This window comes from Pararhizobium arenae (assembly GCF_001931685.1).
GTDB lineage: Bacteria > Pseudomonadota > Alphaproteobacteria > Rhizobiales > Rhizobiaceae > Pararhizobium > Pararhizobium arenae.
In genome coordinates this window covers 339399-351162 of sequence record NZ_MOOY01000007.1, presented here as the reverse complement: position 1 = coordinate 351162, position 11764 = coordinate 339399, and the positions used below count along the sequence as shown (strand labels likewise).

Here is an 11764-nt window from a genome sequence, read left to right as displayed (position 1 = left end):
CAGCTGCCGGGCGGGTGGCCGCCCGCCCGGCAGAAACAACTATCTCATAGTTTGATCATCCAAGAAGGTGGCGCGAAGCGCCGGATGAGGGGCAAAAGCGGAATGCCGCGCCCCGCGTATTACATCCCCTGAGCACCCCGGTTCATCGCCGCAACGCCGGTGCGGCAGACCTCGATCAGACCAAGCGGCTTCATGACCGCCACGAACTGGTCGATCTTGGAGGACTTGCCGGTGATCTCCAGAATGAAGTGATCGACCGTCGCATCCACCACCTTGGCATGGAAGGCATCGGCAAGACGCAGGGTCTCGGCGCGATGGTCGCCCTCGCCGACAACCTTCACCAGCGCAACCTCCCGCTCGATCGGCCGGTCATGGCCAAGCGAACCGGCACGAACCGTGAGGTCAACGACGCGGTGTACCGGCACGAGCCGCTCGAGCTGGGCCTTGATCTGGTCCAGAACATGCGGCGTGCCGCGGGTGACGATAGTGATGCGCGACAGGTGCGCTTCATGCTCCGTTTCCGAGACGGTCAGGCTTTCGATGTTGTAGCCGCGGCCGGAAAACAGGCCGATGACCCGGGCGAGAACGCCCGGTTCGTTGTCGACGAGAACCGAAAGCGTGTGCTTCTCGACCTTCTCGGTTTCCTTGGCGATGAAGTAGGCGGAGCCTGTCGGCTGAAGATGTGCGTTCATGTCGGTAACCCTATCCTTACTTCATCAAACCAGCTGACGGCCCTTGGCGTCGATCGCGTTGGCGACCGCTTCGTCCGTGGCTTCGTCCGGCAGCAGCATTTCGTTGTGCGCCTTGCCCGAAGGGATCATCGGGAAGCAGTTGGCAAGGTTTGCCACCCGGCAATCGAAGATCACCGGCGCCGGGCTGTCGATCATGCGGATGATCGCGTCATCCAGTTCGCCCGGCTTTTCGCAGCGAATGCCGACCCCGCCATAGGCTTCGGCGAGCTTGACGAAATCAGGCATCGCCTCCGTGTAGGAGTTCGACAGGCGGTTGCCATGCAGCAACTGCTGCCACTGGCGCACCATGCCCATGTACTGGTTGTTGAGGATGAAGATCTTGACCGGCAGGCCATACTGGACCGCGCAGGACATTTCCTGAATGCACATCTGGATCGAGGCATCGCCGGCAATATCGATGACGAGGCTGTCCGGATGCGCGACCTGAACGCCGATGGCGGCCGGGAAGCCGTAGCCCATGGTGCCGAGGCCACCCGAGGTCATCCAGCGGTTCGGTTCCTCGAAGCCGAAGAACTGCGCCGCCCACATCTGGTGCTGGCCGACTTCGGTGGTGATGTAGGTATCACGATCCTTGGTCAGGTCGAACAGGCGCTGCAGCGCATACTGCGGCATGATGACCTCGTCGCTCGGCTTGTAGGCCAGCGAATTGCGCGCACGCCAGCGGGCGATGCTGGTCCACCAGTCGTCCATGCGCGCCTTGTCGACACCGCCGGCCTTGGCCCGCCACAGGCGAACCATGTCTTCCAGAACCCGGCCGACATCGCCGAGGATCGGAATATCGACGCGAACGTTCTTGTTGATCGACGACGGATCGATATCGATATGGATCTTCTTCGAGTTCGGCGAGAAGGCATTGAGGCGGCCGGTGATACGGTCGTCGAAGCGTGCGCCGATGCAGACCATGACATCGCAATCGTGCATCGCAAGGTTGGCCTCATAGGTGCCGTGCATGCCGAGCATGCCGAGCCAGTTCTTGCCGGAAGCCGGATAAGCGCCCAGCCCCATCAGCGTCGAGGTGATCGGGAAATCGGTGAGCTGGACCAGCTCGCGCAAGAGCTGCGAGGCTTCCTTGCCCGAGTTGATGACGCCACCGCCGGAATAGATGACCGGACGCCGCGCCGTCATCATCAGTTCGACGGCCTGCTCGATCTGCTTCAGGTCGCCCTGAACCCTCGGCTGGTAGCTCTTCTGGATCTTGGCAGCGGACGGCGGGATGTAGGTGCCGGTCGCGAACTGAACGTCCTTCGGAATATCGACAACCACCGGCCCCGGACGGCCGGATTGCGCAACCCGGAAGGCCTCATGGATGATGCCGGCAAGCTCGTTGACGTCCTTGACCAGCCAGTTGTGTTTGGTGCAGGGGCGCGTGATGCCGACGGTATCACATTCCTGGAAGGCATCCGAGCCGATCAGCGTGGTCGGCACCTGGCCGGAGAGGCAGACGAGCGGGATGCTGTCCATCAGCGCATCCTGCAGCGGCGTCACTGCATTGGTCGCACCCGGACCGGAGGTGACGAGCATGACGCCAACCTTGCCGGTCGAGCGGGCGTAGCCTTCAGCCATGTGGCCGGCGCCCTGCTCGTGGCGCACGAGGATATGCTGGATATCGTCCTGCTGGTGGATTTCGTCATAGATCGGAAGCACGGCACCGCCCGGATATCCGAAGATATGCTCCACGCCGTTGTCCCTCAGTGCCTGAAGAACAATTTCCGCGCCCGTCATCTGGGTGCCCGCTGCCGGCTGAGTGCCTGCCGTCTTTGTCTCTGTACCGCTCATTGGCCTGTTTCCGTCCCTATCCCGCGTTTGGGCTGTGAGTATCGTGTTTGAAGGCATAAAAAAAGGCCCCGTCAGGAGCCTCGTATCGCGCATGGGTGGCTATCGCCGGATGGTTACACCATCCTGCCCATGCGCGTTCCCACCACAAGAATTGCAAAGAAATTTTTCATGGGGCGAAGTGTTAGCGGCAAAGTCCCGGCCCGTCAACGCCTTTTGCGCGAAACGAAATGACACATCCGCGTCCCGCATTGCGAAACAACTTGTTAAAACCATCGCGTTAAGGTGCGTCAATCATGACCAAAGGTGCGTTTTGCTGAACAGCGACCTCCATTCTTCGATCAGTGCGGGCGAACAGGAACGGCGCGATACCCTGAAACGGGGTAACCGCTTCCTGGGCAGGGTCGTCGCGTGCAGCGGGTCGCGCGCGACAATCGCCGCCATTGCCGAGAACGGCGAGACGTCGCTCACCGAACTCTGGTCCGTCGGCCGGCTGATCTCGATCACCGTCGGCGAAAACCGCGTCGTGGCGCTGGTCTATTCCATGCAGACCGCCACCAACGAATGGGGCGAGGAACTCGACAACACCTTCCGCATCGAAGTGGAGCTGATGGGCGAAGTCCATATGGGGCCATCGGGCAAGGAAGAGTTTTCCGCCGGCATCAGCCAGTATCCCTATCTCGGCTCCATCGCCCACCGCATCCGCACGGCAGACCTTGCCCGCATCTACGACACCGGCAAGAACGAGACCTGCGTCATTGGCACCCTGACGCAGGACGAAAGCCTCGACGCGGCGATCCATGTGCCCTCGATGCTCGCCAAGCATTTCGCCATCGTCGGCACCACCGGCGTCGGCAAGTCCACGGCCGTCACGCTCCTTTTGCACAAGGCCATCCAGTCCGATCCGAAACTGCGCGTGCTGATTCTCGATCCGCACAACGAGTTCGCCGCCGCCTTTCCGGATCATGCCGTCGTCATCGATACCGATACGCTCGATCTGCCCTTCTGGCTGATGAAGCTGGAAGAGTTCGCCGAAGTCATCTTCCGCGGACGCCCGGCCGTACCGGAAGAGCTCGATATCCTGCGCGACGTGATCCCCGAAGCAAAGAAGGCATTCAAGGGCGAAGGCGGGTTGATGCGCCGCCAGACCGAGAAAAGCTCGATCACCGCCGATACGCCTGTGCCCTACCGCATGGCCGACCTGCTCGCCATGATCGACGAGCGCATCGGACGGCTCGAAGGCCGTTCTGACAAGCCGCATCTCAGGTCGCTGAAAATCAAGGTCATCGGCGCGATCAACGATCCGCGCTATACCTTCATGTTCTCCTCGAACACGATCACCGACACGATCCTGGAAACTATCGCCAAGATCTTCCGCATCCCCGGCGACGGTCGCCCGATCACGACATTCCAGCTGGCAGGCATTCCGTCTGAAGTCGTCAACTCGGTCGCTTCCGTTCTCTGTCGCATGGCCTTTGAAATCGCGCTCTGGAGCAATGGCGGCGTGCATATGCTGGTCGTCTGCGAAGAGGCCCACCGATACGTTCCCGCCGATCCGAACCTCGGCTTCATCCCGACGCGCCAGGCCATCGCCCGCATCGCCAAGGAAGGCCGCAAATACGGCGTTTCTCTCGGCATCATCACCCAGCGCCCCGGCGAACTCGATCCGACGATCTTGTCGCAGTGCTCGACGGTCTTTGCCATGCGCCTGTCGAATGATCACGACCAGGAAATCATCCGCTCGGCGATCCCGAACTCTTCGATCTCGACCACCAGCTTCATCTCCTCCATCGGCAACGGCGAAGCGATCGCCTTCGGCGAGGCGGTTGCGGTACCGATGCGCATGCGCTTCACCCGCGTCGAGGAAAGGAACCTGCCGAAGGCCAACGGCGTCGCAGCCCAGGTCACGGACGAGGATCCCTCGACCATCGACCTGCGCACCGTCGTTGCCCGCATGCGCGCCGTCAGCGGCCCCGATATTTCGAGCTTCCAGCAGAGCTATATGGCGAGCGCTGCCCCGGGCGATTTCGACGGCGGTGGATACGAGCCCGACATTCAGGCGCCGGTGCCGGTTCGCCAGCCACCTGCAGCTGCAGCCCCCGCCTACACGCCTGTCACGCCGTCGCGGCCGGTACCGCCGCTTGATCGCAGCGACGACGAGAAGCTTGAGCCTTACAATCCGGGCATGCTTCCCCGAACCGAACCCGCCAATCCCCAGTTGGAGCGCTTCAACCAGATCCGCAACCAGTTGCTGGCGGAAGATGTGCCGGAGCAGCGGCCCGAAATCCGCCGTCCAGAGGCTCGTCCAACCGCGTATTCCCCGTCGCCCTATCAAAATCCTTCGCAAACGGCAGCCGCGCCGCCCGCAGCCGATCAGCCGCGCCAGTCGCTCCGCGAAAGCCTTCTGAAAAAACCGCTGAGCAGCATTATCCGGAAATAGGCAAGCTCACGCCAAGGGATCGAACCGTATCCAGCTGTCGTCGAGCTGGTTGCGAAACCATGTCATCTGGCGTTTGGCATATTGGCGCGTTGCCGCAGAACCTTTATCTATCACCTCGACTTCGCTCATCTCGCCTTTCAGCATCGCCGCGATCTGCGCGACGCCGATTGCCTTCATCGCCGGCATCACCGGTGGCAGAGCCTGGGCAAGCAGCGCCTTTACCTCGTCAATTGCGCCTGTTGCCAGCATCAGGCCAAAGCGTGTGTCGATACGTTGGCGCAGAACCTCCCGTTCCGGCTGCACGACGATCTTCAGCGCCTTGTCCGGATCGATGATCATCGGCCCTCGACCCGTCTGGAAATGCCGTATGGAGCGGCCCGTCGCCTCCAGAACCTCCAGCGCCCGCACGATGCGTTGCCCGTCGCCGGGTTGCAGCCCCCCCGCCGCCTCGGGATCGCGCGCGGCAAGCTCGGCATGCAGCACCTCGGCCCCCGCCTCTTGAAGCCGCGCGCGCAGCGACTCGCGAATCCCGGGCGGGATCTCCGGCATATCGGAAAGTCCTCCGGTCAGGGCCTTGAAATAAAGCCCCGTGCCGCCGACGAAGACGGGTAGCCTCTTCTCCCTGCGCAATTGCTCCACAAGCTCCGCTGCCTCCCGCAGCCATTCGCCCGTCGAATAGGGTTTGGCTGCCGGCACATGGCCATAGAGATGATGCACCACACCGCCCGTATCCTCTTCGGATGGCCGGGCAGTCAGGATGCGGAGCGTGTCGTAGACCTGCATGCTGTCGGCATTGATCACCACCCCGTCGCCGCGCCGCGCCAGCTCGACCGCAAGTGCGGACTTGCCGCTGGCGGTCGGCCCGGTTATCAGGATCGCGTCCTGTCCATTCTCAAGGTTTTTCATCATGGCTTTCGTTGCCACGCTTGTAGCCAATCCGTCAAATCCCGTGCTGACGCCCCGCCTTGCGGAGGCGGCCGCCGACAGCGTTTCGGCATCGGGCCTTTATTGGCTTGCAGACGGCATTGCCTGCGATATCGCGCTCAAGGACGGCACCGATCCCGCTGCGGCAGAAAAGCAAATCCGCGACCTCCTTGGCAATGAACCGATCGACGTTGTGGTGCAGGAAGCCGAAAGACGCCGCAAGAGACTGCTCATCGCCGACATGGATTCCACCATGATCGGCCAGGAATGCATTGACGAACTCGCCGCCGAAGTCGGGCTGAAAGACAAAGTAGCGGCGATTACCGCCCGCGCCATGAACGGCGAGATCGCCTTCGAACCTGCCCTCATCGAGCGCGTCGCGCTGCTTAAGGGCCTGCCCTTGAACGTCGTGGATGACGTCATCGAGAAGCGTATCACGCTGACGCCGGGCGGCCTCGAACTCGTTGCCACCATGAAGGCCAAGGGACATTACACAGCGCTCGTCTCCGGCGGTTTTACGGTGTTCACCAACCCGATCGCCGCCCGCATCGGCTTTCAGGAGAACCGCGCCAACACCCTGATCGAGCAGGATGGCAAGCTCACCGGCACGGTCGCCGATCCCATCCTTGGCAAGCAGGCCAAGGTCGATGCTCTCCTCGACATCTGCCAAACGCTCGATATCGATCCGTCGGAAGCCATGGCTGTTGGCGATGGCGCCAATGATCTCGGCATGATCAAGCTGGCAGGTTCGGGCGTCGCGCTACATGCCAAACCCGCCGTTGCCGCGGAAGCAAAAATCCGTATCGACCACGGCGACCTGACGGCCCTCCTCTATATTCAGGGCTATCGCAAGACGGACTTCGTGCTTTGATCCTCGAAACCGAGCGACTTGTCATCCGCAACTGGCGGGACGACCGGAGAGACCGGGCGCTCTTTCACGAGATCAATTCTGATCCCGAAATCATGACCTTCTTCCCGCGCCGGAGAACGCCGGAGGAATCGGACCAGCTTTTCGACAAAATGCGCAATCGCATTGCAGAAACAGGCTACGGTTTCTACGCGCTGGCTCTCAAGACGGACGACAAGCCTATCGGCTTCTGTGGCCTGCAGCGCCCGGACCCCGCGCCCATCCTGAAGGCAGACGCCGTCGAAATAGGCTGGCGGCTGGCGAGACCGTTCTGGGGACGCGGCTATGTCACGGAAGCCGGAAAGGCCTTGTTCGCCTATGGATTCGATACATTGTCGCTGCCCGAGATCGTTTCCTTCGCCGTTGCGGAAAACCACCGCTCCATCGCCGTGATGCAACGCCTCGGAATGCGCCCGACCGGATCTTTCGACCACCCGCTTGTGCCGGACGACACGCCGCATCTCAAACGGCACGTGCTTTATGCGCTCACTGCAGAGCAATGGCGCCTCGGCACGGCAAACGCTGCAATCACTCCATCCGCACGGTAACGAAGCGAAGTTCGCCGGCCTTGTTGGCGATCATCAGCAGCGCGTTCTTGCGCCCATCCGCCTTCAGCTCTTCGACCCGAGCCGAAACATCTTCCGGCGCACGCATCGCCTCCTGGCCGATCTCGACGATCACATCGCCCGGCACGATCCGACGCTCGGCCGCCGCCGAATCCGGCGTGACTCCGGTGATCACCACACCTTCGACATCGTCCGATATGCCGTAGGTCTTGCGGCTTTCGACATCGAGCGCGACAAGCTTCATACCCAGCACCTGATCGGCAGCCGGTAACTCGCCGGCCGGCGGCTCGGCCTGATCCGTGCCCTCCTGCATCTCCGTCGTTTCTTCGGCAGCCGCGGCCTCTGCTTCCTCGCCGTCCTCCAGACGCCCGAGGGTGACCTTGACCGTCATTTCCTTGCCGTCGCGAATGATCACGACATCGACCGCCTTGCCCACCGGGCTTTCGGCGACAACACGCGGAAGATCGCGCATCTCCACAACATCGCGTCCATCGAACTTGACGATCACGTCGCCGGTCTTGATCTGCCCGCCATCGATAGGGCCGCCGCTGACGATACCGGCAACCAGCGCCCCTTTTGGCGTCTCCATTTTCAGGCTTTCGGCAATATCCGCGGTGACCGGCTGGATGCGCACACCAAGCCACCCGCGCCGGGTTTCGCCGAATTCACGAAGCTGGCTGATGATGTTCTGGGCAAGCTCCGTCGGCACGGAGAAGCCGATACCGATCGAGCCACCGCTTGGCGAGATGATCGCCGTGTTGATGCCGATGACCTCGCCCTTCATGTTGAAGAGCGGCCCGCCGGAGTTGCCCCGGTTGATGGCGGCATCCGTCTGGATGAAATTGTCGTAGGGGCCTGCATTGATGTTGCGCCCGCGCGCCGAAATGATGCCGACCGTCACCGTGCCGCCAAGGCCGAACGGGTTACCGATCGCCATGACCCAGTCACCGATGCGCATCGTCCTGCTGTCGCCGAAGGGAACGGCCGTAAGTGGCTTTGTCGGCTCGACCTTCAGCAGAGCAAGGTCGGTCTTAGTATCCTTGCCGATCAGCTTCGCCTGCAGCTTGGAGCCGTTGGCGAAATTGACCTCGATATCGTCGGCGTCTTCGATGACGTGATTGTTCGTCACGATATAGCCGCTGGGATCGATGACGAAGCCGGAGCCGAGCGAACTGACTGTGCGTTCGCGTCCGCCTCCACCGCCCTGCCCCTTGAAGAACTCGTCGAAGAAGTCCTGGAACGGCGATCCTTCCGGCACCTGCGGTGCTGGGGCATTATCGTCGCTCTTGACGTTCTGCGATGTCGAGATGTTGACCACCGCATCGAGCAGTCCTGCCGCGAGATCGGCAACCGAATCAGGGCCTTGCGCGGCAATGGCGGCGGATTTTCCGGGAACGACCTGCAGGGGCGCATTGCCGACCGCCGGGTTAGCGCCCGCTTGCGCCATCTCGGTCTGCGCAACGGCCGGCGAAAGAGACAAGGTCACTGCCAGCGCCGCAACGGTGGACCGGAAGAAACAGGAACGGATGGACAAGCCCATGGAAATCCTCTCGATTGCGGAATAAGGCCCGCCCGTCAGCACGCTGCGCTGTCACGCCAGAACCGGACGTATTCTAGCCGAAGATAAGGCGGTTTTGGGAAGCGTCCAGTCATCTTTTTGTTACAGCCGATGCCCCGGGCGTGATCCTGGAGTTGGCTGTAACATTTTGAATTTCTGCAATATTTTCAGTCAGAATGCAACTTTTCTGGCAAGCGCGAATGATCAGATGGTGATCTCGTGGCCGGCGGCCTTGAGCGCCTCCACGGCCTTGTCGACGCTTGAGCCGCTGATAAAGACGTAGTCGGTGCTGAAAGTCGAGTTGGCAAAAACGCCGACACCGGCGTTCGCGAGCGGCGTCAGCACCGATTCGAGCACGCCCGGCACGTCGAAGGCGAAATGCTGCTCGATGCGCAGGCAGCGCCAGCCGAGCGAAGACTGAACGCCGTTGGGAATGCGCGCCGCCCGGCAGACGAGAGTCATTTCCTCGCGCGAACTGGATATGGTCCAGAACCCCGCGCCCGGCAGCCACTCCGGGATAGGGGTACCGACATTGAGCCGCGTGATCGCATACTCGGCGTCCACGAGGCGGATAAGCAATTTCCGTGGCATTCTTTATCCTCTGATAATCCAGACCAGCCCGACGCCGAAAGCCACCGACACGAGCCCGAACAGCCGGAGCTGCTGCTCCGGTATATGCGGCAAACGCTTCGCCATTTCCACCAAAAGAAGAGGGGCCAGTGCGTACACCAGCCCCTCGATAATCAGGAAGAACGCGATTCCCAAAAGAAAATCGGTCATCGCCTTTTTCAGTTTCCGGTCGCAGCCGGTGCCGGTGTGGTCGTGGCCGGCGCCTCGGTACCTTCCGAGTTATTGAAATAACGGAAAAATTCCGAATCCGGCGACAGGACCAGCGTCGTATCGGGGCTTCCGATCGCCTGCTGATAGGCCGTCATCGAGCGATAGAACTCGAAGAACTGCGGATCGCGCGCAAACGCATCGGCAAACACCTTGGTCCGTTCGGCTTCGCCCTCACCGCGCAGGATTTCCGAATCGCGCTGCGCTTCCGCCACGAACTCCACGACCTGACGGTCGGCGATCGCGCGGCGGCGCTGGCCTTCTTCGTTACCGCGGGCGCGGATCAGCTCGGCTTCGGCCAGACGCTCGGCCTTCATGCGGTCGAAAGTCTGCTGCGAGACTTCCTGCGTGAGATCCGTGCGGCGAATGCGAACGTCCTCGATGTTGAGACCGAGCGATTCGGCGTCCGTCTTCAGGTCGGCGCGAACTTCGCGCATCATCGAGGCGCGCTCGTCGGAAAGGGCGGATTCGAAGCCACGCAGACCGTAGACCCGACGCAGCGAGGCATCGAGACGGGTGCGCAGGCGCGATTCAGCCGAATCTCGGTCGCCCGAAACCGTTTCGCGGAAGCGACGGGCGTCGGCGATACGATAGACGACGAAAGCATCGACCTCGTAGAACTTGCCGCCCGAAACCTGAACGCGGATGTTGTCGAGGTCGAAGCGCAGGGCCTGCTTCTCGACATACTGAACCCGGTCGGCATCCATGAACGCGAACGGAAGCTTGAAGTAAAGGCCCGGCTCGGACTTCACATCCTTGATCTGACCGAAGCGGACGACGATCGCCTGCTGGCGTGCATTCACCACGAAGACCGACGAATAGGCAGCGATCATGATGACCGCGATGCCGATGAGAAAATAGGGAAGGCGGTTGCTCATTATTGTGCCACTCCCGTCGCCGGTGCAGGTCGTGTGATTTCATTGAGCGGCAGATAGGGCAGCACGCCCTGGCCGTTCTTCTCGTCGAGAATGATCTTCTTGGACTTGCCGAGAACATCCTGCATCGCTTCGAGATAGAGCCGCTTGCGCGTCACGTCCGGCGCCTGGCTGTAGGCGTCGTAGACCGAGATGAAGCGCTGCGCCTCACCCTGGGCTTCCTTGACGATACGGTCCTTGTAGGCTGCCGCCTCTTCGCGGATCTGCGCGGCCTGACCGCGGGCGCCACCGAGAATGCGGTTCGAATACTGGTTGGATTCCTCGACCAGACGATCCTCGTCCTGTTCGGCGCGCTGCACTTCGTCGAAGGCGTCGGCGACTTCGCGCGGCGGAGCCGCATCCTCGATCGCCACGGTGTTGACGGAAACGCCCGCGCCGTAGGTATCCATCGTCGCCTGGATCGTCGTCTTCACGTCGGCCGCGATTGCCTGACGATTGTCGCGGAAGATGTCTTGTGCCGGACGACGGCCGACAACCTCGCGCATGGCGCTTTCGGCAACCTGCTGCAGGGTTTCCGTCGGGTTCTCGACGTTGAAGAGGAAAGCCTTCGGGTCGGTCACGGAATAGAGGACCGAAAACTGTACGTTGACGATGTTCTGGTCGCCCGACAGCATCAGGCCGGACGCCTGGTCGCCGGTCGCCGAACGGCTGCCGATATTCTGCTGCTGCTCGGTAATCTTGACCATCTCCACCGTTTCAAGCGGCCAGAAATGATAGTGCAGGCCCGGCATCGAAACTTCATCCTTCGGCTTGCCGAAGCGCATCTCGACGCCGCGCTCGTCCGGCTGGACGGTGTAGATCGAATTGATCAGGAAGAAGCCGACGATCAAGAGCCCGATGATGACGGCAACGCCGCCATTGAAGCCGCCGGGCACGACGCCCTTGAGCTGGTCCTGGCCGCGCCTGAAGATTTCCTCGAGATCCGGGGGACCGCCATTACCGCGACCACCGCCGCCACTTGGGCGTTTCGGCCCCTGGCCCCAGGGCCCCTTGTTTCCGCCGCCGCCGCCGCCCCATGGGCCACCGCCGCCGCCGTTTTGATTGCTCCAGGGCATCAATACCTCTTCCGTTG

Annotated in this window: 11 protein-coding genes; 3 read left to right on the top strand and 8 right to left on the bottom strand. The window is 61.8% G+C overall.

Annotation, left to right across the window (positions count from 1 at the left end):
- Positions 1–119 precede the first annotated feature (119 nt).
- Together ilvN and BLX89_RS17710 are read right to left on the bottom strand one after the other, a co-directional pair.
- The gene (gene ilvN / locus BLX89_RS17715; RefSeq protein WP_075292273.1) at positions 120–692 is read right to left on the bottom strand and encodes an acetolactate synthase small subunit; all 573 of its coding nucleotides are present in this window, start codon (positions 690–692) and stop codon (positions 120–122) included.
- Positions 693–716: 24 nt separating this feature from the next.
- Complete coding sequence (locus BLX89_RS17710; RefSeq protein ID WP_075292272.1) at positions 717–2528, bottom strand: acetolactate synthase 3 large subunit; 1812 nt, start codon at positions 2526–2528, stop codon at positions 717–719.
- Between the two features lie 310 nt (positions 2529–2838).
- Between BLX89_RS17710 and BLX89_RS17705 the strand changes: the two genes are divergently transcribed.
- Positions 2839–4965 carry an ATP-binding protein gene (locus tag BLX89_RS17705; RefSeq protein ID WP_075292271.1) on the top strand — a complete coding sequence of 709 codons (2127 nt, stop codon included), beginning with the start codon at positions 2839–2841 and terminating at the stop codon, positions 4963–4965.
- Positions 4966–4971: 6 nt separating this feature from the next.
- On the opposite strand, the gene miaA is transcribed toward BLX89_RS17705, so the two are convergent.
- On the bottom strand, positions 4972–5874 hold the full coding sequence (miaA, locus tag BLX89_RS17700) for a tRNA (adenosine(37)-N6)-dimethylallyltransferase MiaA (RefSeq protein WP_075292270.1): 903 nt from the start codon (positions 5872–5874) through the stop codon (positions 4972–4974).
- Between miaA and serB the strand changes: the two genes are divergently transcribed.
- On the top strand, positions 5873–6760 hold the full coding sequence (gene serB, locus BLX89_RS17695; protein WP_075292269.1) for a phosphoserine phosphatase SerB: 888 nt from the start codon (positions 5873–5875) through the stop codon (positions 6758–6760). The genes miaA and serB overlap by 2 nt on opposite strands.
- Entirely contained in the window at positions 6757–7344 is a 588-nt protein-coding gene (locus tag BLX89_RS17690) for a GNAT family N-acetyltransferase (RefSeq protein WP_075292268.1), read from the top strand. The genes serB and BLX89_RS17690 overlap by 4 nt, the downstream gene beginning before the upstream one ends.
- Here the strand turns inward: BLX89_RS17690 and BLX89_RS17685 are convergent.
- The 5 genes from BLX89_RS17685 to hflK all read right to left on the bottom strand — a co-directional run bounded on the left by BLX89_RS17685 (position 7325) and on the right by hflK (position 11747).
- Positions 7325–8896: a DegQ family serine endoprotease gene (locus BLX89_RS17685; RefSeq protein ID WP_425348618.1), complete on the bottom strand. Its 1572-nt coding sequence runs from the start codon at positions 8894–8896 to the stop codon at positions 7325–7327. The genes BLX89_RS17690 and BLX89_RS17685 overlap by 20 nt on opposite strands.
- Positions 8897–9124: 228 nt before the next feature.
- A complete protein-coding gene (locus tag BLX89_RS17680) occupies positions 9125–9511 on the bottom strand; it encodes an ACT domain-containing protein (protein WP_075292266.1) in 387 nt (128 codons plus the stop codon).
- Between the two features lie 3 nt (positions 9512–9514).
- Positions 9515–9700, bottom strand: a complete 186-nt coding sequence (locus tag BLX89_RS17675; RefSeq protein WP_075292265.1) for a DUF2065 domain-containing protein — start codon at positions 9698–9700, stop codon at positions 9515–9517.
- 8 nt (positions 9701–9708) lie between these two features.
- Positions 9709–10635 carry a protease modulator HflC gene (hflC, locus tag BLX89_RS17670; RefSeq protein WP_075292264.1) on the bottom strand — a complete coding sequence of 309 codons (927 nt, stop codon included), beginning with the start codon at positions 10633–10635 and terminating at the stop codon, positions 9709–9711.
- On the bottom strand, positions 10635–11747 hold the full coding sequence (gene hflK / locus BLX89_RS17665) for an FtsH protease activity modulator HflK (protein ID WP_075292263.1): 1113 nt from the start codon (positions 11745–11747) through the stop codon (positions 10635–10637). Before hflK ends, hflC begins: the two co-directional genes overlap by 1 nt.
- Between the last annotated feature and the right edge of the window lie 17 nt (positions 11748–11764).